This is a genomic window from Olivibacter sp. LS-1 (assembly GCF_008245145.1).
In the GTDB taxonomy this organism is placed as follows: domain Bacteria; phylum Bacteroidota; class Bacteroidia; order Sphingobacteriales; family Sphingobacteriaceae; genus Olivibacter; species Olivibacter oleidegradans.
This window is the reverse complement of record NZ_CP041643.1, coordinates 2,341,377-2,364,727: the sequence shown is the minus strand read 5'-3', so window position 1 is coordinate 2,364,727 and position 23,351 is coordinate 2,341,377. Positions and strand designations below refer to the sequence as shown.

At 40.2% G+C, this 23,351-nt stretch carries 20 protein-coding genes and 2 tRNA genes; 12 read left to right on the top strand and 10 right to left on the bottom strand.

Going from position 1 to position 23,351, the window contains the following annotated elements; translation table 11 throughout:
• Window positions 1-20: 20 nt before the first annotated feature.
• From FKG96_RS09460 to FKG96_RS09440, 5 genes are all read right to left on the bottom strand, one after another.
• On the bottom strand, window positions 21-311 hold the full coding sequence (locus FKG96_RS09460) for a transcriptional regulator (RefSeq protein WP_130856982.1): 291 nt from the start codon (window positions 309-311) through the stop codon (window positions 21-23).
• Window positions 311-937, bottom strand: coding sequence for a hypothetical protein (locus tag FKG96_RS09455; RefSeq protein WP_242627281.1), 627 nt, complete (start codon window positions 935-937; stop codon window positions 311-313). The genes FKG96_RS09460 and FKG96_RS09455 overlap by 1 nt, the downstream gene beginning before the upstream one ends.
• Window positions 938-1,112: 175 nt before the next feature.
• The gene (locus FKG96_RS09450; protein WP_242627279.1) at window positions 1,113-2,459 is read right to left on the bottom strand and encodes a glycoside hydrolase family 28 protein; all 1,347 of its coding nucleotides are present in this window, start codon (window positions 2,457-2,459) and stop codon (window positions 1,113-1,115) included.
• Window positions 2,460-2,657: 198 nt separating this feature from the next.
• Window positions 2,658-2,732 (bottom strand) — tRNA-Val (locus FKG96_RS09445).
• Between the two features lie 82 nt (window positions 2,733-2,814).
• On the bottom strand, window positions 2,815-3,705 hold the full coding sequence (locus FKG96_RS09440) for an NAD-dependent epimerase/dehydratase family protein (RefSeq protein WP_149105372.1): 891 nt from the start codon (window positions 3,703-3,705) through the stop codon (window positions 2,815-2,817).
• Between the two features lie 311 nt (window positions 3,706-4,016).
• On the opposite strand from FKG96_RS09440, the gene FKG96_RS09435 reads away from it, so the two are divergent.
• A tRNA-Ser gene (locus tag FKG96_RS09435) sits at window positions 4,017-4,106 on the top strand.
• 70 nt (window positions 4,107-4,176) lie between these two features.
• Here FKG96_RS09435 and FKG96_RS09430 read toward each other — a convergent pair.
• Window positions 4,177-6,267, bottom strand: coding sequence for an HD family phosphohydrolase (locus tag FKG96_RS09430; protein ID WP_130856975.1), 2,091 nt, complete (start codon window positions 6,265-6,267; stop codon window positions 4,177-4,179).
• Window positions 6,268-6,504: 237 nt separating this feature from the next.
• On the opposite strand from FKG96_RS09430, the gene FKG96_RS09425 reads away from it, so the two are divergent.
• From FKG96_RS09425 to FKG96_RS09385, 9 genes are all read left to right on the top strand, one after another.
• A complete protein-coding gene (locus tag FKG96_RS09425; RefSeq protein ID WP_013665752.1) occupies window positions 6,505-7,359 on the top strand; it encodes an SPFH domain-containing protein in 855 nt (284 codons plus the stop codon).
• A 31-nt stretch (window positions 7,360-7,390) separates the two neighbouring features.
• Window positions 7,391-7,576 (top strand): Arc family DNA binding domain-containing protein, encoded by a 186-nt coding sequence (locus FKG96_RS09420; protein ID WP_149105371.1) that lies wholly within the window; start codon window positions 7,391-7,393, stop codon window positions 7,574-7,576.
• A gap of 50 nt (window positions 7,577-7,626) precedes the next feature.
• Entirely contained in the window at window positions 7,627-8,808 is a 1,182-nt protein-coding gene (locus FKG96_RS09415) for an acetyl-CoA C-acyltransferase (RefSeq protein WP_149105370.1), read from the top strand.
• A 155-nt stretch (window positions 8,809-8,963) separates the two neighbouring features.
• Entirely contained in the window at window positions 8,964-9,677 is a 714-nt protein-coding gene (locus FKG96_RS09410) for a hypothetical protein (protein WP_168204545.1), read from the top strand.
• A 200-nt stretch (window positions 9,678-9,877) separates the two neighbouring features.
• Complete coding sequence (locus tag FKG96_RS09405) at window positions 9,878-12,055, top strand: S9 family peptidase (RefSeq protein WP_149105368.1); 2,178 nt, start codon at window positions 9,878-9,880, stop codon at window positions 12,053-12,055.
• 191 nt (window positions 12,056-12,246) lie between these two features.
• A complete protein-coding gene (locus FKG96_RS09400; RefSeq protein ID WP_130856968.1) occupies window positions 12,247-13,956 on the top strand; it encodes a peptide MFS transporter in 1,710 nt (569 codons plus the stop codon).
• A gap of 131 nt (window positions 13,957-14,087) precedes the next feature.
• On the top strand, window positions 14,088-14,819 hold the full coding sequence (locus tag FKG96_RS09395) for a polyprenol monophosphomannose synthase (protein WP_130856966.1): 732 nt from the start codon (window positions 14,088-14,090) through the stop codon (window positions 14,817-14,819).
• Between the two features lie 111 nt (window positions 14,820-14,930).
• The gene (gene ruvB, locus FKG96_RS09390) at window positions 14,931-15,953 is read left to right on the top strand and encodes a Holliday junction branch migration DNA helicase RuvB (protein WP_149105367.1); all 1,023 of its coding nucleotides are present in this window, start codon (window positions 14,931-14,933) and stop codon (window positions 15,951-15,953) included.
• A 172-nt stretch (window positions 15,954-16,125) separates the two neighbouring features.
• Entirely contained in the window at window positions 16,126-17,640 is a 1,515-nt protein-coding gene (locus FKG96_RS09385) for a carbon-nitrogen hydrolase family protein (protein WP_013665744.1), read from the top strand.
• A 27-nt stretch (window positions 17,641-17,667) separates the two neighbouring features.
• Here the strand turns inward: FKG96_RS09385 and FKG96_RS09380 are convergent, their stop codons facing one another.
• Complete coding sequence (locus tag FKG96_RS09380) at window positions 17,668-18,261, bottom strand: hypothetical protein (RefSeq protein ID WP_013665743.1); 594 nt, start codon at window positions 18,259-18,261, stop codon at window positions 17,668-17,670.
• A gap of 62 nt (window positions 18,262-18,323) precedes the next feature.
• Between FKG96_RS09380 and FKG96_RS09375 the strand changes: the two genes are divergently transcribed.
• Window positions 18,324-19,946 carry an ABC-F family ATP-binding cassette domain-containing protein gene (locus FKG96_RS09375; RefSeq protein WP_130856959.1) on the top strand — a complete coding sequence of 541 codons (1,623 nt, stop codon included), beginning with the start codon at window positions 18,324-18,326 and terminating at the stop codon, window positions 19,944-19,946.
• A gap of 40 nt (window positions 19,947-19,986) precedes the next feature.
• On the opposite strand, the gene FKG96_RS09370 is transcribed toward FKG96_RS09375, so the two are convergent.
• Together FKG96_RS09370 and holA are read right to left on the bottom strand one after the other, a co-directional pair.
• Window positions 19,987-20,646 carry a TetR/AcrR family transcriptional regulator gene (locus FKG96_RS09370; protein ID WP_013665741.1) on the bottom strand — a complete coding sequence of 220 codons (660 nt, stop codon included), beginning with the start codon at window positions 20,644-20,646 and terminating at the stop codon, window positions 19,987-19,989.
• Window positions 20,647-20,671: 25 nt separating this feature from the next.
• Window positions 20,672-21,679 (bottom strand): DNA polymerase III subunit delta, encoded by a 1,008-nt coding sequence (gene holA / locus FKG96_RS09365; protein WP_013665740.1) that lies wholly within the window; start codon window positions 21,677-21,679, stop codon window positions 20,672-20,674.
• A gap of 443 nt (window positions 21,680-22,122) precedes the next feature.
• Here holA and FKG96_RS09360 point away from each other — a divergent pair, with 443 nt between their 5' ends.
• Window positions 22,123-22,584 (top strand): type I restriction enzyme HsdR N-terminal domain-containing protein, encoded by a 462-nt coding sequence (locus FKG96_RS09360; protein ID WP_130856957.1) that lies wholly within the window; start codon window positions 22,123-22,125, stop codon window positions 22,582-22,584.
• A gap of 61 nt (window positions 22,585-22,645) precedes the next feature.
• On the opposite strand, the gene FKG96_RS09355 is transcribed toward FKG96_RS09360, so the two are convergent.
• The gene (locus FKG96_RS09355; protein WP_149105366.1) at window positions 22,646-23,290 is read right to left on the bottom strand and encodes a hypothetical protein; all 645 of its coding nucleotides are present in this window, start codon (window positions 23,288-23,290) and stop codon (window positions 22,646-22,648) included.
• Between the last annotated feature and the right edge of the window lie 61 nt (window positions 23,291-23,351).

The following is a 23,351-nucleotide window of genomic DNA, read 5'->3' as shown; positions in this document are numbered from 1 at the left end:
AAAGTGAATAGATAAAAAAATTATTTTTGTTGTTTAATAAGCTTTTCCAGTGATTCCAGATGCTTTTTAAAGGCTTCTATCCCTTTTTGCGTTGCCTCATAACGAGTATTGGGTTTGCGCCCAATAAAGCTTTTATTAACGGATATGTATTCTTCCTTTTCCAACGCCTTTAAATGCGAAGCAAGATTACCATCTGTTACTTCTAATAAGTCTTTGAGCGAACTAAAGTCGTAACTTTCATTTGCTGCTAATACGCTCATGATCTGCAAGCGTATACGACTTTCAAATGCTTTATTAAATTGTTCTAACACTATTCTGCCCTATCGTATTTAGCATACATTACCGAACCATAAATTATATGAAGGACCCCAAAGCCACCTGCCCAGAATAATAACCCATATCCAGGCATCATTGCTGCAAAAAGACCTAAAATCACTTGCAGTATACCCAACCATTTCACATCGTTAAATGTATAATGGCTACCGGAAATCAATGCCAAGCCGTAGAAAATAAGACAAGCTGGCGCGATCACTCCGAAATAGCCTCGATATAATAAAATCAGAATTAATAGCCCCCCCGTTAATAAAGGTATGCCTGCGTTGAGCAATAAGGCCTTACTTGCCGTATTCCAGATCTTCTGATGACGTTGTTGCGCTTTTCGTGCGCTCAATACGACCGCGGTGGTAATTGACAGTATGAGTACCAAGACGGCGACTACCACAAGCTTGCTAATAGTTTCCTGATCGTGTAGGGAATAATTGTCATAAGTCATGCCGTTATCGGTCCGATAAACTAATCGGTATCCGATATATGCACCGATAAGCGCGTAAATGCCCGCTAGCACACCGGATAAACCATGGAGCGATATAAATTTGGCAGAACGTTCCATTAAGCTGCGGATGGAGCTTAATTCCGCCATCAGGTCTTTTTCCTTCATAAAAGTACTTTGAATTACAAAGTTACAAAAGTCTTTGAAATATCCAATATAAATAAGCATTAATTAGCAGGGATTTTGCTTTACTACACGTTATGGTGTTGTATTAAAATACATCCCACTTGGACGCACCCAAGTCCCCGGCATTATTAGCAAGGTTAAATTTCTCTACTATCTATTAACGTATCGTCTGCCCGTTTACTTTCACATCGATTAAGGAAAGATCTTGAACCAAGCCCTTGTTATAGCTCGCATTCTTCGCTGTGATATTGAGATGTTCAAAGGTAAACTTTGATAATTTATCGTATTCATTTACGTCTATATCAAAAAAGACCTCACAAGTCAAATTTATATTCCGTAAGGTAATATTTTCCGAATATGACAGCGGTACATCCTTTCTACCTTGCAGATCGAAGAACTGCGTCCAAGGCTTTACATAAATCAGACTATAAGCATTTCCCTTTATATTCTCCACTGTCACAAATTCGTATTTTTGCGGTGTATCCGGTCGCATTTTCAACCATAACAGTCTTTTAGCATCGTTCACGCTGCAATTCCGCATCAGGATATTTTTATTGTGAATAGCTTCACTTCCACAAGTTAAAGCAGCGTGGCAAAAACCGAATTCGCAATCTTCAATAAGGATATTGTAGTTTCCGCCATTACCGGGATCGCGATCAGCCCAAGGCCCCTTCCCTCCTTTCAGCGCAATGGCATCATCGTTAACCGACAAATAACACCCTTTGACTAGCACATTGGTGCAAACATCTAAATCAATGGCATCCGTACTTGGTGCTTTGACCGGCGCATGCGGAGAAGTAATACGTACATTTAAAATTTTAACATTATGGCATTGATAATAATGGCTGCTCCAAAAACCGGCGTTTCTCAGTTTGACATCTTGTACCTGCACATCATTGCACTTCCAAATAAATACCAATCTAGGCCGTGAAACTTCTAAATTAGTACATTTTGGATTTTCTTCCCTTCTTTTCCAAAATGCTTCCCAATACCTAAGTCCATTCCCATCAATCACCCCATTTCCGGATATAGTAAAGCCGTTTACTCCATAAGCGTTGATCAACGCTGCGAAATAATCGAGGTTTTGTCCTTCCATTCTTGAGGGAATCTTAGGGTAATCGGCAATATTATCAGAGCCTTTTAAAACAGCACGATCAGCAACATACAGATGGGTTTTAGGCTTAAAGAACAAAGCACCGCTCATGAACGTTCCTTTAGGGACTATAATAACACCGCCACCGTTTTCTGCTGCTCGATCTATCACCTGCTGAATAGCTTTCGTTTGTACAATCGTGCTATCCGCAGAAACACCAAAATCTGTGATCACATAGGGCTTTCCCAACTTTTCTAACGGAACCTTGGAAGTATCAGAAAACCATTTAGGAATTTTTGTTCCATCAGGAAAGAGATTCCCTTCTGTATCTTGGGCCAAAGCGATAAAGGGAGCTAATAAAAATAAAACGAACGAAAGGCTTTTATAAATTGGGGAAAGGCTTATATCCATATGCATTCTCTTGATTAGTTGCCACAAAGGTAGGCTAAATTTATAGAAACGACTATTTTTGATGTCTATTTAACATTTATTAAAGCACTTTTTCTAGTCTATCGCAAAAAACATATTCATGCATAGCAGTCAAAAAATGTGTTCAATAACTTTCAGTGAAAGAAGGATACAAAGAAGAGAACGATAAATAATAATAAGTGGGAAATACAGGGCTCGAACCTGTGACCCCTGCCTTGTCGAGGCAGTGCTCTGAACCAACTGAGCTAATTTCCCTGAATGTGCCACAAAAATAATTTATTTACTGATGATACCAAATCATTTTGTACAATAATGAAGAAAATAGCCCATTCAACCTTTAAATAAAATCGTGTATCGAAGAATAGTTTGGCGTCCATCCCAATAACTGTCTAGCTTTATCGGAACTGCATCTACTATTTGATCCTGACGCGAAGTAAGCGCCTTCTGATCCAAAGTGGGATACAGCTTCATCTATACTAATAGAACTCAGCTGCCCCTCCCTACCTATTCTCTTACTAATAGAAAGCGCAATATCTCGCAATGAGGACTCTCCATTTTCTGCATAGAAGTAAGAGCCTGCTTTTGCTTTTTCAAGCACTTTCAGATAAAGTTCTGCCAAATCCTCAATATGTACATTAGACCAAATATTCTCGCCACTTTCAATGTGAACGCCGGCACCTCTTTCTTTTGATAACTTTAGCAACATGGGGATCTGTATACTTTCTTTCTTTAGCCCCAACCCCTCTCCATAGATCATAGTTGGTACAATCACAATACTACGAATTCTTTGTTGTGCCGATTTAATAATATGATTGTTGATAATTACGCGATGTACCTTTTCAAAGCGCGCATCCAACGGAATATCTTCTGTGTATATGAAGTTACTTTTTTCTCCATTTTCCTTATTTCCCAATATACTGGATCCAGAAGTATGGATAAATGTTTTATCCGTTCCTTTAAGCGCCTGTAAAAAAGTATCGATGACATAAGGATCATCAGCATCGGCAGCATGGATAATTGCATCTGCTTTTTTACTCTCTTCTCTTAACAGCGGTGCATCTTGTAGCGTGCCCAATACGGGATTTATGCCAAGCTCTTTTAGCTTCTCTGTGTCGCTTTCCTTTCTTACCAACCCCGAAACCTTATATCCCTTATCTACTAATAACTTAGCTATTGATCCTCCAATATAGCCTGTAGCACCTGTAATAAATATTTTCTTTATTGACATAATAACTTTATTAATACAAACAAATTTACTGCGAAACGTTCTATCAATATAATTAGTTAACTAATAGAATTGTATTATAAATTTTATACCGAAATGTAGGTTAAGTAAACAAGTTGGTTGTCGGATATGATCAACAGACGATAGTAAAGTGCTTTCCCCCTGACTTTGAAAGCACGGCGCCATTCCTTTTTCCTTTTTTATCAGCTTGACCTCCAAAATGATAGCATATTGATAAAAAAAATGTTTGGATTTGGTATTCAGAAAATTTGAAATAATAATTTTTTGTATTAGGTTTGCAATCCCAAAAGGGAGGTGAGGTGCCTGAGAGGCCGAAAGGAACAGTTTGCTAAACTGTCGTACTGGAAACGGTACCGCGGGTTCGAATCCCGCCCTCACCGCCAAACAATAGCAAACCCGATGAAGTCGGGTTTTTGTGTTTAATGGCTATTACCAAGTTTGCTTGCGAGCGACTTATTCAACTTCTCTAGTCTTTTTCACATCGTAATCTACCCGCACATGGTAAATACTCATCAGCATTCGCTTAAATATGGCTCGAATGGCTTCTACCTCCTGTAGCGTTATATTACTGTTTCGCAACTGTCCTTGCGCTAATTTACCATCAATAATTTTATCGACCAAGTTACTTATATTTTCTGCATCAGGCTCCTTAATACTCCGGGAAGCCGCCTCTACCGAATCAGCCATCATTAAAACGGCAGTTTCTTTTGAAAAAGGAATGGGCCCGGGATAACGGAAAACTTGCTCGTCAACGATTTTATCAGGATGCGCTTTAATAAAAGCATTATAGAAATAATCGGTACGGGTAGTTCCATGATGTGTCCGAATGAAGCTAATGATCGACTCCGGCAGTTGGTGTTTATGCGCCATATCGATGCCCTTACTTACGTGTGAAATAATGATCTGAGCACTTTGCTCAAAGGTTAGCCCATCGTGTGGATTATATCCCTTTGTCTGATTTTCAATGAAATATTGTGGATTTTGCATTTTACCTATGTCGTGATAGAGAGCACCTGCTCTTACCAATAAGGCGTTTCCGCCAATTTTATAAATGGCCGCTTCGGCTAAATTTGCAACTTGTAATGAATGTTGAAAAGTACCCGGTGCCTTATAGGATAATTCACGCAATAGGGAAGAATTGGTATTGGTGAGCTCCATAAGGGTTACGTCCGATGTGATACCAAATAGTCGCTCAAATGCATAAATAAGCGGATACGCTAACAAGGTCAAGCCAACGCTGACAATAAATGGAACAAACGAAGCATAACCTACATCTTCGATCGAACCATCCCGGATTAAGATTATACCAAGATACGCCACAAAATAGGTAAGCAAAATAATCACCGATGAAATCAGAAATTGCTCTCTTTTAATCAATGTCTTAATGCTATATATACTTACCATCCCGGCAGTTACTTGTAAAAAGGCAAATTCAAAGCTGTTAGGCACAAAGAAACCCGATACCAACACCATGAGAAGATGAATATTGAGCGCCAAACGCGTGTCAAATAAAATGCGAACGATGATCGGTACGATGCAGAACGGAATGTAGTATAAACTTGACAGCTTTAATTTAAGGGACCATGATAAAACGATCAACATTCCGGTAACCACCAATAAAATTAAGGACAATAGACGATTATTGGAAAATACGTCAATCCTAAAGAGATAAAGAAAAACCATTAACAAGGTGACAACCAATCCTACTACTAGAAATTGCCCGATCACCACCACATTTCTGTCTCCACCTATCTTTGCTTCTTCTTCATAAGCCATTCGCAACGATTCGACCTTCTGAAAAACTTCGTTATTCACCATACTGCCGTTTGCTACTATCAACTCTCCGCGTTGAACCATCCCCCGAGTAGTAGATATATTATTAATAGCCTCGGCAATCAGTTTATCCGTAAGACGCTCATTGTAAACGTAATTGGGCTGTATATAATCGCTTACTAAGCTTTTTAACCAATCTTTTTCAGTTATACTGCTTTTAGAATCGATGATACTGTTGGCATAGGCTAAGGCAGTTTCTCTGGTATATACTTCCGCTGTGTTCTTTTTTTCCGTTATATTATTCGTTACCAGATTAAAATTATAATGCTCTCCTTTTGTTTGGAACTTTTTAGTCAGTCCAATAACTCCACGATCATAAATATGTGCTAAAATTTGCGTGACTGTTTGACTATAGAGCCCCATCTCCCGATCTTCCTGCCCACTTCCCTTCCACTTTCCTTCAAATTCAGCTAAAAAGCGTTCAGTCTCCTCCCCCTTGGTTTCTGTATGGTTATCGTAAACGGGATATACAGATTCAAGCACTTGTTCTCGATCTGCCCTTATCTCGTTCGGCGTTTTAAGGATGGCAAAATTATAGGGTGCGATTAAATCTTCGTGCATCCATATTTTACCCTTTTCGTACTCAAACCTAAACCGCGGTTGTTTTGGTAAAAATATGCAGATAACGATGACGCTGAGCACCATCATCCCATATTTAAAAACGGCCGGATTATTTGAATATACAGATGGAGTCCTTCTATTTTTTGACACTTTTTTGATTTGATTTCTTTAAAACCTAATACAAACTTATAGAAAATTGTTTTATATAGGGAGATGCCCATAAAATTTTGCGCGCCAAACACAAGACATTTAACAAGAGACTTATATTAACGAAGGTTTTTTTTGGTCTATTCTTATGAATATTTTATCCTGTTAACGCGAGCTCTTTTTTTGATTTTTTCATTTTATTTTGATATCATTGTGATATCATTATAAAACATGAAAATCATGAAAGAAGAAAAATCTACTACTGCGGTATCAGGCTATATAGCTATTGTTGTGCTTTTGATTGTTGCAATTGCGATCTTTGCCGGCGCCGTGTACAATAACACTTGGATGGTTGCTCTTGGCATTCCGATTTCGTTGGCGATCCTTAAAGGTCTTACGGTTATTAATCCGAACGACTCAAACGTGCTGATTCTCTTCGGAGATTATATCGGAACAGTGAAAAAGGAAGGCTTCTTTTGGATCAATCCGTTTGCGGTCAGGAAGAGAGTATCACTAAAAGCGCGCAACCTAAACGGGCATAAAATGAAAGTAAATGATAAATTGGGAAATCCGATAGAAATAGCAGCCGTTACGGTATGGATGGTAAAAGATACCGCAAAAGCGTTATTTGCAGTTGACGATTACATTCAGTACGTTCAAGTGCAAAGCGAAGCTGCAGTACGACATTTGGCCAATTTATTTGCATATGATAACTTTGAAGACGAAGAAGCAACTATCACGCTAAAAGATGGCGCACAACAGGTTAGCCAAATGCTCGAAAGAGAACTTAACGAACGACTGGAAAGGGCCGGTATAGACGTTATCGAAGCAAGGATAACACACTTGGCTTATGCGCCCGAAATAGCCAGTGCCATGCTACAAAGACAACAGGCTACCGCAGTGGTAGCTGCTCGAAAGCAAATCGTAGAGGGCGCTGTAGGAATGGTTGAAATGGCATTGGAAAGATTATCTGCTAAAGATATCGTGCAACTTGATGAGGAACGTAAAGCAGCCATGGTGAGCAATCTACTGGTTGTATTATGTGGAGAGAAGAGCGTTTCTCCGGTAGTCAATACCGGAACACTTTATAATTAAAAGTAGCGAGACATTCGCCAGCTGATGTATTATGGGAGATAAAAAGGCATTTGCTTTACGAATCAATTCGGATATGCTGAAAGAATTAGAAGCTTGGGCCGCCGACGAATTTCGAAGCACCAATGGTCAAATCGAGTATATATTACACGAAGCACTCCGCACGCGGAAAAAGATGCGGCGAAAAACCGATGATACCAATAAAAGTTCGGATGACTAGCAAAAAATTTAGATTTTGACTATCTTGTCTTCATAACCAATACATTCCACATGACAAACGAAGTATACATTGTTTCTGCTGCTCGAACGCCTATTGGTAGTTTCGGAGGCAGTCTTGCCGGCTTTACAGCTACACAATTGGGGGGACTTGCCGTAAAAGAAGCGGTAAAAAGAGCCTCCCTATTAGCCGACGACATACAGGAAGCTTATATCGGTAATGTATTATCAGCCAATCTAGGGCAGGCTCCGGCTACCCAGGTCATTAAATTGGCTGGACTGGGAAATATTCCTGCAACAACGGTCAACAAAGTCTGTGCATCCGGAACAAAAGCAGTAATGCTCGCTGCTCAGAGCATAGCTTTAGGTCATCAAGATATCATCATTGCCGGCGGCACAGAGAGCATGAGCAATGTACCCTATTATCTAGATAAAGCTCGAACAGGGTATCGATTAGGCCATCAACAGGCAATTGATGGCTTGATCAGAGATGGTCTGTGGGATGTGTATAATGATTACCATATGGGGTCAGCGGCCGAATTATGTGCTTCTTCTTGTAAAATTTCCCGAGAAGAACAGGATCAATATGCTATTAGTTCTTATAAACGAGCTCAAAAAGCTGAACGGAATGGCAAGTTCAAACAGGAGATCATACCTCTTGAGGTAACCGATAAAAAAGGAAATTCAACAACTATTGACACCGATGAAGAAATAAACAATGTTTTTTTCGACAAGATTCCTTCATTAAAACCCGTTTTTCAGAAGGAAGGCACCGTTACGGCAGCCAATGCCTCTACACTAAACGATGGCGCTGCAGCACTGGTGCTCATGAGCAAAACAAAGGCCGAACAGCTTGGTGTTAAACCGCTGGCCCGTATTTTAGGCTATGCGGACGCACAGCAAGATCCGGAATGGTTTACTACCGCCCCGGCACAGGCAATTCCACTAGCTTTAGAACGAGCCGGGGTATCGGCAAAGGAAGTTGATTATTATGAGATTAATGAAGCCTTTTCTGTGGTATCGATCGCAAATAATCAGCTTCTTCAACTTGATCCCGAAAAGGTTAATATTTATGGAGGTGCTGTGTCGCTCGGGCACCCACTGGGTGCCTCCGGTGCCCGTATTTTGGTAACACTGCTATCAGTTCTGCGACAGGAAGACGGAAACCTCGGCGTTGTAGGAATTTGTAATGGCGGAGGCGGTGCGAGTGCACTCGTAATTGAACGATTGTCATAATAGTAAAGCTTGAAATTGAAAATATGCAACTAAATGCTAAACGGGCACCGCTACTTTTATTTTTTATATCAATCATTTACATATCAGGTTTAAGGGCTCAAACGATCGAAGTCAATCATGTGTTACTCGATAGCTTGAACCACTTGGGTTACAAAATGTATAACGAAACCAACGAACCGGAGCGTTTGCAAGCCAATTACATATTCATTAAAACCTTAGTCCAATACTTAAAAAGTCCGCATTCGATCGACGATACCAACCTGGATACCTTACAGATGATAGCCATTCGAAGAGAGCCGAAAAACAATTTCCGCATTTTTTCATGGCATATCCGATTAAATGACGGCTCCTATAGATATTACGGAGCAATCCAATGGCGAACAAAAGATGGATCGCTCAGTTTAAAGGCACTGGTTGACAAATCTCCTCTTATAGATAAACCGGAGGAAGCCTCTCTAGACAATAACAATTGGTACGGGGCCCAATATTATGATATAATTCCCATGAAGGGTTTACCTCAGCATTACCTACTATTGGGTTGGCGCGGCACAACACCTAAGGTGACACAGAAAGTAATTGATGTACTTCATCTTACTGAATCTTCCGTTGCATTTGGTAAGAAAATTTTCAAAGACCCTGCATTTGCTACGGCCTCCCGGTTGATTTATAGTTATAATGCCCGTGCTACGATGTTAATGAAGTACGAAAAGGACAAAGATCGGATCGTAATGGATCACCTAGCACCAGCCACACCATCCTTGAAGGGGCAATTTGAGCACTATGGCCCTGACATGAGCTACGATGCATGGAAGATCAAAACCGATTACCTGATATTGGAAGAGGACTTACCACTGAAGAATGAAAACTAAGCGTTCTTTAAGCGCTTTGCATTGGTATAAATTCAACAATGCTATTACAATAATTAGATTTCCTATGATATTTTGTAATTTAGACGCCATGTTTGCTGTCTCATTAAAACAATATCTATTAATAACACCGCTATAGCAAAGAACTCAGAATAGCATACTAAACCTTGCAAAGACAAATTACATATTTATAATACCATAAAATGAAACTACCTTTAATCATATTGATGCTTATGGGAAGTACAGCGCTTGCCCAACCTCCTAAAAACATAACACTTGAGGATATTTTTCAGAAGGGCACCTTTGATACCAAAACGGTGAGCGGCTTACGTTCACTTCGAGATGGAAAAACATATGTATCGATAGAAAGCAATCCGGAAACTAAAATCGCTTATGTAGCCAAAAGCAACTACCGCGACGGTAAAATTGTCGAAGCGATCTATACCGAAAAGGATATTATATTTAAAGGCAAAAAGCTGCCACTCAGTACAGATTTTAATCAGGATGAAACGAAAGTGCTTATTGCTGCCGATAGTGAACCGATTTATCGCCGATCATCAAAAGCCAATTACTATGTTTTTGATCTAGCTTCAAAGAAAATTACGGAAGTGTCTTCAAAAGGAAAACAGCAGTTTGCCACTTTTTCACCGGATGGTAGTAAAGTAGCCTTTGTACGTGATAATAATATTTTTATTAAAGACCTGCTTAACCTACAAGAAGTGCAAATCACCCAAGATGGGGCTTCCAACAAGATAATAAACGGTGGGGCTGACTGGGTGTATGAAGAAGAGTTTGCTTTTGCAAAGGCCTTTTTCTGGAGTTCTGACAGCAAAAAAATTGCTTATTATAAATTCAATGAAACCGAGGTGCCGGTATACTCGATGACGATATTCGAGCAATTGTATCCACGCGAGTATCAATATAAATATCCAAAAGCAGGAGAGAAAAATTCGCTTGTAAGCATACATTGTTATCAATTGGCAGATGGGAAGACAACACGCATTGAAGTTGGGAATGAGCAAAACCAGTATATTCCTCGCATAAAATGGACGCAAAACCCAAATTTGCTTTGCGTGTTGCGCATGAATCGGCACCAAAATAAGCTCGACTACCTATTTGCGGATGTAACCACCGGCACTTCGAAAGTGGTACTCACGGAGGAAAACAAATACTATATTAATGTCAATGACGACCTCACTTTCCTACAAAATGGCAAGCAATTCTTATTAACAAGCGAACACGACGGGTACAACCATCTTTATCTTTATGATATGGACGGAAACAAGATACGTCAAATAACGGCAGGCGCATGGCTTGTTACCAAATTATATGGTGTCAACGAAAAAACCGGAACCGCTTATTATCAATCGACCGAAAAATCACCTCTTCAGCGTGATATTTACGCCATTGATGTAACCGGTAAAAACAAAAAACAACTTAGTAACTCCCCAGGCACCAATAGTGCCACCTTTAGTACCGATTTTAGTTATTATATTCTAAATCATTCCGATACCCATTCACCCGCCTATATCACATTAAATGACAAGGATGGCCGTCTTGTACGTGTGTTGGAAGATAATAAGAAAGCCAAACAAATCGCTGACCAATACGGCATAAAAGGTTCGGAGTTCTTTCAATTTTCAACCGCAAATGGCATCAACTTAAATGGCTATCTCGTTAAGCCGGTTGATTTTGATCCAAGTAAAAAATATCCGGTCCTAATGTATGTCTATGGCGGCCCGGGGAGCCAAAATGTAACCGATTCCTGGACCGGATCCAGAAGTTTATGGTTCTATTACTTAGCACAAAAAGGCTACATTGTGGCCTGTATAGATAATCGGGGAACCGGTTTCAGAGGTGAAGAATTTCAGAAATCAACCTATCTCAATTTAGGCAGACTTGAAACGGAAGACCAAATTGAAGGGGCGAAATGGTTATCCAAACAGCGTTATGTTGATCCTGAAAGAATCGGTATTTGGGGTTGGAGCTATGGTGGTTATATGGCATCGCTCTGTATTACCAGAGGTGCCGATATTTTCAAGCTCGCTATTGCGGTTGCCCCCGTCACTACCTGGCGCTATTATGACAGCATTTATACCGAACGATACCTACGTACCCCACAAGAAAATCCGCAAGGATATGACGACAACTCTCCTATCAATTACGCAGATCGTTTAAAGGGCAAATTCCTTTTGATCCACGGTACCGGTGATGACAATGTGCATTTTCAAAACAGCATTATGTTCTCCGAAGCGCTAATACAAGCTAATAAGCCCTTTGAACAAGCTTACTATCCTAATAAAAACCATGGAATTCACGGTGGCAACACCAGCATTCACCTATATAGTAAAATGACTGATTTTATAATGAAAAACTTATAAATATAAGATCGAGATGGCGCAGGGTCGAAAGAATTTCTATTCTGTTTTTTTCCATTATTAGCAGATAAATTTTGTTATAATGAGGCGGTCTAGCTATCTTGCGCCATTTATTAAATACACTAAGGTCACACAAAAAACAAAAAACCAACATTGTAATAAGTTTAAAATCAACCTTTAAACAAATCAACAACATGAATCAAACGAAAACATTATCACAAGAACCACAATCAAACCAGCAAAGTCATCCCAAAGGACTTTATGTACTGTTCACCACGGAAATGTGGGAGCGCTTTAATTTTTACGGGATGCGGGCGTTACTTACATTATTTCTCGTTAACGCGCTTGCTTTTTCAGACAAAGATGCCTCAATTGTTTATGGCGGTTTTCTCGGTCTAAGTTATTTGACTCCCATGATTGGAGGCTATATTGCAGATCGTTATCTGGGAAACAGAAACTGTATCCTACTAGGTGGAGCAATTATGGGTATTGGCCAGTTGTGCCTATTCTTTAGCGGATCAGTCTATGCATCTAATCTCGATCTTGCAAAATTTGTGATGTGGACTGCTTTAGCTATTATTATCGTTGGAAATGGTTTTTTTAAACCCAATATTTCCTCGATGGTAGGCCAACTCTACAATAAAGGAGATAACAGGCTCGACTCCGCTTTCACCATTTTTTACATGGGTATCAATGTAGGCGCATTTCTCGGGATGTCTGTATGCCCTTTCCTGGGTGACGTTAAGGTGGGTGACGTGCGTGTGGTCGAAGCCTTTAAATGGGGATTTCTGGCGGCCGGCTTAGCGATGTTTTTGGGTACCGTTATGTTTTTTTTCCTGAAGAACAAATACGTAACGTCACCCGATGGAAAGCCTGTTGGTGCCAAACCTTCTTTTCATCCCGATCATAAGCAAGCGGAAGAAGAATCGGAAAAGGCAAAATTTACGACAGGCTCAATTGTGGCATCCCTGTTGGTATTGGTAGTTCTGTATATTATTTTTCACTTCCTTTCACTCGATCCAAATCCCATTAAAAGCTGGGTCTACCCTTTTATATACGCTTCGGCCTTAAGCTTAGCTTTTCTGATATTAACGGATAAAACCATTACCAAAATAGAGCGCGATCGTATTGTAGTGATGTACATCATCGCATTCTTCGTCATTTTCTTTTGGTCAGCTTTCGAACAAGCGGGCTCATCGCTAACCTTCGTTGCCGATAAACAGACTGATTTAAACTTCTTGGGCTATCAGCTTCCGCCTAGTTTTATTCAAAACGCCAATTCCATATTCATCATCATATTTGCCCTTCCTTTCAGCTGGCTTTGGCTAAAGTTGCAAAAACGTAATCTGGAGCCAATTTCTCCTGTTAAACAGGCTATCGGACTCTTGTTACTAGCCATTGGTTACTACATCATTGCCGTTCAAGTTGCCAAGATTGGATTGACCGGCAAGCTGGCTGTTCATTGGCTATTCATTATGTATTTATTCCATACACTAGGTGAATTGTGCCTCTCTCCAATCGGGTTATCGCTGGTTTCCAAGCTCGCACCTAAACGTTTCTCATCCCTACTGATGGGCGTGTGGTTTATAGGCAATGCAGCAGGTTACGCCCTAGCAGGTACTTTGGGAGCGTTGATTCCTCCTACAGGGGATAAATTCGAATTTGCCGCGTCTAAAGGGATTGACCTACAGGGAATATTGGACGGAGCCGTAAAACCGACGGCAGAGCAAGTGGCTATATTAGCGCAAGAGAAAATTGATATTGTTTACCCAACTTTTGTAGGCTTCACCGTTCATAATCTATATGAATTTTTCATGGTTTTCGTAACGCTTTCCGGCACAGCTGCACTTATACTGTTTCTTATTTCAGGAATTCTAAAAAAGATGATGCACGGTGTAAAATAATTGGAATGAGCTATCGGAAATAGGCTATCAGCAACAGAAACGAGACATTACTGAAATCTAATAGCCGAAAACTGATAGCTCATAATATTTCCTTATTTTCGTAATTTGAAAACCAAAACTGGAAAGAAGCCGTGTCAGACAGCATCGTTATCATACCCACTTACAACGAAAAGGAGAATATAGAAAGGATTATCCGCAAAGTGTTTTCGCTTTCTTTTCCTTATCACATTTTAGTTATTGACGATGGATCGCCTGATGGAACGGCTGATATTGTAAGGGGTTTACAAGCAGTGTTTAACGGTTCCCTACATTTAGAAGAGCGGAGAGGAAAGCTCGGGCTGGGTACGGCTTACATCCATGGATTTAATTGGTGTCTAGAAAGAGATTATCTGTATATATTCGAGATGGACGCTGATTTTTCACACAATCCGGATGACCTTATCCGCCTACGGCAGGCATGTATCGAAGGAGCCGACCTGGCCATTGGATCACGTTACATCAAAGGGGTAAACGTGGTAAACTGGCCTATGAAAAGGGTGTTAATATCTTATTTTGCTTCGGGGTACGTACGATTGATTACCGGGACCGACATTCGTGATGCCACCGCCGGTTTTGTGTGTTACAAACGCAAGGTACTCGAAACTATACCGCTCGACAAGATCAAATTTGTGGGCTATGCCTTCCAGATAGAAATGAAATTCACCACCTTGAAGTATGGGTTTAAAGTAGTGGAAGTTCCGATCATTTTTACGGATAGAACGGAAGGTACATCAAAAATGAGTACCAAAATCTTTCGGGAGGCCTTCTTCGGTGTTATACAGATGAAAGTTAACAGTTGGTTTAGAAAATACAACAGGCCCTAAAACCTCTAATTTTTTTAGTATTTTTGTTATCAGCAATCAGCTGTCAGTTATCGGCCACCGGCTTAAAGCAGACAGCTGATAACTAAAAACTGACGGCTAAAAGCTTCCAACATGAACGAACATTTAAATCCCAATGCAGAGCACCTCAGCAAGACGGAGAAAGAGGTAGAAAAGGTGTTGCGCCCCCAGGCATTTGAAGATTTTACCGGGCAACACAAAATATTGGAAAATTTACGGATTTTCGTTCAAGCAGCTAAACTTCGTGGCGAGGCGTTAGACCATGTACTCCTTCACGGCCCTCCCGGATTAGGAAAGACAACACTTTCACATATTATTGCGAATGAAATGGGCGTGGGCATTAAGATTACTTCCGGACCGGTATTAGATAAACCCGGTGATCTAGCTGGCCTACTTACCAATTTAGAAGTGGGTGATATCCTGTTCATTGATGAAATCCATCGCCTGAGCCCCTTAGTAGAAGAGTATCTTTATTCGGCGATGGAAGATTTCAAAATTGACATCATGCTCGAAACCGGACCAAATGCCCGGTCTGTGCAATTATCCCTCAGTCCTTTTACCCTTGTGGGGGCCACAACCCGATCAGGCTTGTTAACAGCGCCACTTCGCGCCCGCTTTGGCATTAATGCGCGTTTGCAATATTATGATGCCAAACTCTTAACAACCATCGTACTTCGGTCTGCCGGGATATTACGGACACCAATCAGCGAAGAAGGTGCCTATGAAATCGCCAGGAGAAGCCGTGGCACCCCACGGATTGCCAATGCCTTGCTACGAAGAACCCGTGACTTCGCCCAAATCAAGGGAAATGGCAATATCGATACGAAAATTGCCCAATACGCGCTCAACGCGCTCAATGTTGATGAGCATGGATTGGACGAAATGGATAATCGGATTTTATTGACCATAATCGATAAATTCAAAGGAGGGCCGGTAGGACTGAAAACCATCGCTACTGCAGTAGGAGAAGATGAAGGGACGATCGAAGAGGTATATGAACCTTTTCTTATTCAGGAGGGCTATATTATGCGAACTTCAAGAGGCCGCGAATGTACCGAACTGGCCTACAAGCATCTGGGAAAAGCAAACTATCCCAAAGGAAATACGTTATTTTAGCTAGTTGGAATGCAAGATATAAGTATCAAGACATAAGATAGCTATCAATGAGCCCTTCGGGGTTTTGAATTATTGATGCTTTGTTAGTTTTTTAAGGCATCAATGAGCCCTTCGGGGTTTTTACCATCCCTCCGGGAGGCAGGCTTTTGAATTTTTATTTTTTACTTTTCTAATGAACATCATCATAAGACCACTTGGACTTTCAGATTATAATGATTTAAAAACCTCTATGGTTGAAGCCTATCACGGCACAGCGGGCGGTATATGGCCCAAATCAAGCATCAAACATTTGTTGAGCATCTTTCCCGAAGGGCAATTGTGTGTCGAAGTGGACGACCATGTGGTTGCATGCGCTTTATCGATTATTGTCGATTCTAAAAAAACAGATAGAACGCATTCGTACGAAGAAATTACGGGCAAATACACGTTTAACACCCATGATCCTGAAGGCGATGTTTTATATGGTATCGAATTGTTTGTTCACCCGGACTATAGGGATTTACGTCTGGGCAGGCGCCTATATGATGCGAGAAAAGAACTTTGTGAACAGCTCAACCTGAAAAGCATCATTGCCGGCGGGCGGATTCCCAAATATCATGAGCATGCGGATACACTTACACCCAAACAGTATATTGAAAAGGTTAAACAAAAAGAACTCTATGACCCTACCCTAACCTTTCAGTTATCTAATGATTTTCACGTAAAAAAGATCCTAAAAAACTATCTTCCCGAAGACCGTGAATCATTGGAATATGCTACTTTACTTGAATGGAATAATATCTATTACGAACCGAAAACCAGTTCGATTTCACCTACCAAGCAAACCATTCGCTTAGGTCTTATCCAGTGGCAAATGCGCCTTTTTAATAATGTTGAGGCCTTTTACGATCAGATTGAATTTTTCGTGGATGTTGTTAGCGGATATGGTGCGGACTTTGCGCTTTTTCCGGAGTTTTTCAACACTCCCCTAATGGAGCCTTATAACCACTTACCCGAACGGGAGGCGATGCGCATGTTGGCCAAACACACTGAAGAAATCAAAGAGAAAATTCAGCGCTTGGCGGTTTCCTATAACGTAAATATTATCGCAGGATCTATGCCTTCTCTTTCGGCCAATGATCGTCTGTATAATACAACCTACTTATGTCATCGAAGCGGTAAAGTCGACGCCTACAACAAAGTCCATATTACACCTAACGAGCTCAAATATTACGGCATGTACGGTGGAGACAAAGTACAAGTATTTGATACAGACTGCGGTAAAATAGGCATTCAGATATGCTATGACGTCGAATTTCCTGAACTAAGCAGGATCATGGCCGATCAGGGGATGAAAATCCTATTTGTTCCGTTTTTAACCGACACACAAAATGGCTATACACGGGTAAGAAACTGCGCACAAGCACGGGCGATCGAAAACGAATGTTATGTGGCCATTGCCGGATCTGTTGGCAATTTACCAAAAGTGAACAATATGGACATACAATATGCGCAGTCGGCCGTCTTCACTCCGTCGGATTTTGCCTTCCCTACCAATGGCGTAAAAGCCGAAGCGACACCAAATGCAGAGATGGTTTTATTAACCGACGTGGATCTCTATGCACTAAAAGAACTGCACGAATACGGTACGGTAAAAACCATGAAGGATAGACGAACAGATTTATATAAAGTCAATCTACTGAAATAAGGATATCGAAAAAAGATCTTAGTTTTTTCAAGATGCTTCCAGCAATTTCATCAGTAATTTTTTTCCTCTACTCTGCATCGCAGCGCTACCATCTTTTAAATAAAAAGTAATTTGCGCGTTTAGCTCATCTTTAATCCACGGAAATAAAGGAACGAGGTTATAAAGTATTTCGATGCAGTTGACCCTTACCGCAACCGGTGTTTCAGATTTGATTAGCCACTCGAATACACGCTCTACCACTTGTTCTTTATGTGTTGTTGTCAATTGACTGAAAGCTTCTTTACGAATCGTTTTAGCTTTTCTATTGGTATAATTCATCAAAATCTTCGTAAAATGCCGCTGACAACTTGCATTATGTTGATGCGTAAGTTGCTCAATAAACTCGACTAATAAAGGGATAAATCGATCAGGCGATTTGTTTTCGACAAATTCCAGTATCCAGGCCGCTCGAAAAGCAATGGCTTTCTGCGGATGATAACAAAGCGACAAGAGGTCGGACATGGTATAATGATCTGATATGGCGAGCTGTGCCAGTACTGTGGCTTTCACCTTCGACACATTTTTGGATATTTCCAACAGAAATTGTTCTTTCGTCATTCCGTGCAGCGATAATATTATCATAGAGTGCACCTTTAAGCTTATCCTCTTCACATTACGCTTTCAATTCGCTATCTTTGCCCCCTATGATTAGTGTTTCAAATCTTTCTTTACGCTTTGGTAAACGCGTTTTATTTGACGAAGTTAATTTAAAATTTACACAGGGCAACTGTTACGGTATAATCGGCGCAAATGGTGCCGGCAAATCGACCTTTTTAAAAATTATTACCGGTGATGTAGATCCAACAACCGGATCTGTCAGTATCACGCCAGGAGAGCGTATGGCCGTTCTTAGTCAGAACCACTATGCTTTTGATGAATTTTCCGTTATAGAGACGGTTATGATGGGGCATAAAGAGCTCTACAACATCATGAAGGAAAAGGACGCCATTTATGCCAAGGAAGATTTTACCGATGCAGACGGAGAAAGAGCAGGCGAGCTGGAGAACTTATTTGCTGAAATGGATGGCTGGAGTGCCGAAAATAATGCCGCTACCCTACTTAGCAATCTAGGTATTTCAGAAGATCTACATTATAAACTGGTAAAGGATTTAGATGGTAACCAAAAAGTAAGGGTGCTATTGGCGCAAGCACTATTTGGAAATCCGGACATACTGGTATTGGACGAACCTACCAACGACTTAGATATCGATACAATCGCTTGGTTAGAAAACTTTTTGGCAGATTATCAAGGTTTAGTTTTAGTCGTATCGCACGACCGTCACTTTTTGGATGCAGTATGTACGCATATTGTCGATATTGATTTTAGTAAAATGACGATCTATACCGGTAACTATACTTTCTGGTATGAATCAAGTCAGCTGGCCTTAAAACAACGCGCAGAACAGAATAAAAAGCTGGAGGATAAAGTTAAAGAACTGCAGGAATTTATTCGCAGATTTAGTGCAAATGCTTCTAAATCAAAACAGGCAACAAGTAGAAAAAAGGCCTTGGATAAGATCAATTTAGATGAAATCAAGCCTTCTAGTCGAAAATACCCAGCCATTATGTTCAATGAAATGAACAGAGAACCAGGCGATCAAATTCTACAGGTAGAAAACTTAGGCAAGGTATCGAATGGTGAAGTCTTATTCGATAAGGTATCTTTTATGATGAACAAAGGTGATAAGATTGCCATATTATCCGAAAACAGCTTAGCAACTACCGCCTTCTACGAAGTACTTACCGGAAGGGATAAAGATTATAAAGGCGCGTTTAAATGGGGGGTCACCATCAGTACAGCTGATATTCCTATGGATAACGCTGCCTATTTTGAAGGGAAAAATGAAAACCTTATTGATTGGCTGAGGGAATACTCTTCAACAGATCAGGATGACCAATTTGTACGGGGCTTCCTTGGGAAAATGTTATTTAGTGGAGAAGAAGTGCTGAAAAAATGCTCCGTACTATCCGGAGGAGAAAAAATGCGTTGCATGTTCTCGCGAATGATGCTACAAAAGGCGAATTTTTTACTTTTTGACGAACCCACTAATCACCTCGACTTGGAGTCTATTACAGCTTTAAATAATGGGATGAAAGATTTCAGAGGACCGATACTATTTACTTCGCGCGACCATGAGTTAACACAAACGGTAGCCAACAGAATTATTGAACTGACCCCCAAAGGTGTTATTGATAAACTTATGTCCTATGATGAGTATATCAATAGTGAGGAAATAAAGAAGCAACGCGAAAGCATGTTGAAATAAATAAATAGGGTGTCCGAAAAACTTTCAGACACCCTTCTGTTTATTTTCTGTTTTTACATTTCTTAGCTTCGTCAAATGCCCAGCTACTAATTTTAGTCACAGCCTGTTTTATACGTTCCCGTCCTTCTAACGTATTCACATCAATTTCGCAAAAGGTGCTTCCGTTGTTTTTCGCATGTAGTACCAAATAATAAATACCGGCAACCTGTAGCGCAACAATTCCCCTTAAATCTACCGTTGTGTCACTGAATAATGGATCCGTTAACCGAAAAAGGTCACTGCCCAACTCTTCTCTGGCATTAGCGATTTCGCGCATTAACGAGCTTTGTTTACTGATTTCCCAAAGTACGATATTTTGCAGTTCGTCTGCTCCGAAAAAAAAATCGAGTTGCTGTGTTAGCAAATTTGGCAAAGCCACTTGCCCAAAATCTTGCTGGAACGAATCTGCAACATTTATTTTATCAACAAAACTGACCCAATAATCTTTTTCCCGAACATATTTCTCCACCAAGTTGTCGACACTATCAAAATACCTATAAATCAATTTTTTGTTTACACCGGCTATTTGAGCGATCTTATTAACGCCCAAGCCTTGGTAGCCTTCCGTCCGTATTATTTGACCCACTGCACTTAAGAGCTTTAATTTAGTCCGCTCTCTATCCCTAATTTCTCCTTGCGGTCGTTTTCTTTCTTTTTTCATCTATTTATTTCTTGATGGAGCCTTATTAATGTAAAACCTTAAACATCATTTCCTTCAGCAAATCTTCGGCTTCGAGATTAAAGGCATCTACTCCCTTCGACTTTAAATCGTACTCCCGAAGATAGCCAATAATATGAAACAGTTTCATAATCGGATAATTCCGGGCTGCCAACTCATAATCTTTCACAAAAAAGGGATGAACCCCTAATTCTTTGGCAGCGCTTTGCTGGCTTTTATCAGGCAAATAATGAAATTTCAAGATTTTTGAAAAATAACCGTATAGCGATCCCATCACGACGGGAATCGGATTGGATTTCGGATTAGCAGAAAAATAATCGATGATCTGATTTACCTTTAAGACATCCTTTTTTCCCAGGGCGGTATTCAGTTCGAAAATATTAAAATCTTTACTTATCCCGATATTATTTTGAACGTCTGTAACACCTATTTCCCTATCCTTTGGCACATTGAGCATCATCTTGTCTAACTCATTTGCTACTTTCGAAAGCTCTGTACCTAAATATTCACCCATCATCGCTGCAGCTTGTGGATGGATCTTCATCCCACGCTCCTTTACATACTCATCAATCCAGGGTGCTAATTTATTATCATAAATCTTAGCGGATTCAAGCACAACCCCGCTCTTTTCAATGGCCTTGTATATTTTTTTCCGCTTATCAAACTTGCTATATTTGTACGCAAAAGCTAATACGGTAGTTGTTAAAGGTTTCTCCACATAAGCTTGAAAAAACTCATCTGCCTTATCCCATTTTAAATTCTGAGCCTCTTTTATAATGACAACTTGATAGTCGCTCATCATCGGATATCGTTTAGCTGTATTCAAGATCGTGACCCAGTCTGTATCCTTTCCATATAGAATCGTTTGATTAAAACCCTTTTCAGCTTCACTCAGCACCTTATTCTCTAAAGCATGGACTATCAAGTCAATGTAGTATGCTTCTTCTCCATGCAAAAGATAAATCGGTTTCAGCTTTCTCTTATTGATATCGGCTAAAATGTTAGATGCACTCATATTCTTTTATTAATCTAATGGGCTAACAGGGAACTATCAATTAGCCTAGGTATAGGCTAGACCACGCTGCAAAATAACAATAATTTTTAAGGTTTGACAACTGTCAGCGGTAAGCTATCAGCAGTAAGCTATAAGCAGTAAGCTATAAGCATAGGTTTTTGATACGGTCGCTGCGACTGCTATTAGTGAACAAGGGAACCTGTTAGCAGTGAACCTGTCATACTCCCTACTAACTACTCCCTACTAACTACTAACTCCCTTATTAGTGAACAAGGGAACCTGTTAGTAGTGAACCTGTCATACTTCCTACTAACTACTTCCTACTCCCCTACTAACTACTCCCTATTAACTACTCCCTACTAACTATATAACGTACAACTTATAACTAATTAAAAAAATCTCCCTAGCTTTGTATCTTTAAGACATCCGCAAACACGGTCATTATGTTAAGCCCCATTCCACTTAATTTACCCTCCTATCCGCTAAAACTCAGCAAAGATGAACATCGCCTGTTCATTTATGATGAGTTAAGAAAAAAACATCTCTTATTAACGCCCGAAGAATGGGTACGGCAACATTGGATTCAACATCTTATACAAGCTAAGGGTTTCCCTAAAGCATTGATTCAAAGTGAAGGCGGACTAAAATTAAACTCACTGCAGAAACGCACCGATATCGTAGTTTTTAATCCCTCGGGTAAACGCCTATTAATAGCAGAACTAAAGGCTCCTTCAATAAAAATCACGCAGGCCGTATTCGAACAGATCGCACGATACAATATGGTTCATAAAGTTCCTTACCTGGTTGTGAGCAACGGCTTAGAACACTATTACTGTCTCATTGACCATGAAAAGGAAAGTTACCGGTTCTTGGAAGACATTCCTTTCTACCACGAAATAAAATAAGCCGTTGTTTTTGTAAACAAACGGCTTAACAAAGATATGTCTATTATATATCGCGATCTATCTATTTGGCAGAAACACTTAATTCTACCACATTAGCATAGATAAAGTTCATGGCCTTATGATTAGATTTGACCGGATTCTCCTTTTTAAATTCATCCAGCAATGTAACTTCCAGGTTATCGGTTCTATCTATATCCAATACACCCCCTAAACAAGGATACTTCTGACCTAAATCACCGTCATTGAAGCTCTCAATATGAGCAAAACCATCCACATTAGCATAAAAGTTAGTAAACGTAACCGGCAAAAAGTTATTTGCTTTTACCATATCTTTTAATGTGGAACCTACTCGAATACCTTCTTCCAATTGATAGGGTCCCATTTCATCCGATACGCTCAATTTCACCGCCTTGGTAAAAGGAGCGGTCGTTTCTGCCCAAAATACTGTTACTTCTTCAGGTGTATCTTTGAATACTTTAGTAACGCTCACTTTCTTACCTTCTACTTCCTTCGTTGTATCAGCCAATTTATCGGCGCCAAATTCCTTTTCAAGATCCGCATGGCTATAGCTTAATTTTACTTTACCGATGCCCTCGCAAGTGATTAAATTCGGGTCCTGATCGGCCGCTTTCTCTTCCTTTTTGGAAGCACCACCGCAAGATGCTAGAACAAAGCCGATAAGTGCTAGACTGAGAATTCTTTTCATGTTAATAACTTTAAGTTTTTATAATTTAATATCCTCACGAAGATAATAAAAGCTTTGAGCT

Coding starts and splice junctions, on each gene's coding strand:
- FKG96_RS09355 (WP_149105366.1), bottom strand. CDS start 23,290: ATGAAAAGAATTCTCAGTCTAGCACTTATCGGCTTTGTTCTAGCATCT.
- FKG96_RS09380 (WP_013665743.1), bottom strand. CDS start 18,261: ATGATAATATTATCGCTGCACGGAATGACGAAAGAACAATTTCTGTTG.
- FKG96_RS09450 (WP_242627279.1), bottom strand. CDS start 2,459: ATGGATATAAGCCTTTCCCCAATTTATAAAAGCCTTTCGTTCGTTTTA.
- FKG96_RS09360 (WP_130856957.1), top strand. CDS start 22,123: ATGTTAAGCCCCATTCCACTTAATTTACCCTCCTATCCGCTAAAACTC.
- FKG96_RS09440 (WP_149105372.1), bottom strand. CDS start 3,705: ATGTCAATAAAGAAAATATTTATTACAGGTGCTACAGGCTATATTGGA.
- FKG96_RS09370 (WP_013665741.1), bottom strand. CDS start 20,646: ATGAAAAAAGAAAGAAAACGACCGCAAGGAGAAATTAGGGATAGAGAG.
- FKG96_RS09375 (WP_130856959.1), top strand. CDS start 18,324: ATGATTAGTGTTTCAAATCTTTCTTTACGCTTTGGTAAACGCGTTTTA.
- holA (WP_013665740.1), bottom strand. CDS start 21,679: ATGAGTGCATCTAACATTTTAGCCGATATCAATAAGAGAAAGCTGAAA.
- FKG96_RS09415 (WP_149105370.1), top strand. CDS start 7,627: ATGACAAACGAAGTATACATTGTTTCTGCTGCTCGAACGCCTATTGGT.
- FKG96_RS09400 (WP_130856968.1), top strand. CDS start 12,247: ATGAATCAAACGAAAACATTATCACAAGAACCACAATCAAACCAGCAA.
- FKG96_RS09420 (WP_149105371.1), top strand. CDS start 7,391: ATGGGAGATAAAAAGGCATTTGCTTTACGAATCAATTCGGATATGCTG.
- FKG96_RS09405 (WP_149105368.1), top strand. CDS start 9,878: ATGAAACTACCTTTAATCATATTGATGCTTATGGGAAGTACAGCGCTT.
- ruvB (WP_149105367.1), top strand. CDS start 14,931: ATGAACGAACATTTAAATCCCAATGCAGAGCACCTCAGCAAGACGGAG.
- FKG96_RS09385 (WP_013665744.1), top strand. CDS start 16,126: ATGAACATCATCATAAGACCACTTGGACTTTCAGATTATAATGATTTA.
- FKG96_RS09425 (WP_013665752.1), top strand. CDS start 6,505: ATGAAAGAAGAAAAATCTACTACTGCGGTATCAGGCTATATAGCTATT.
- FKG96_RS09410 (WP_168204545.1), top strand. CDS start 8,964: ATGTATAACGAAACCAACGAACCGGAGCGTTTGCAAGCCAATTACATA.
- FKG96_RS09455 (WP_242627281.1), bottom strand. CDS start 937: ATGAAGGAAAAAGACCTGATGGCGGAATTAAGCTCCATCCGCAGCTTA.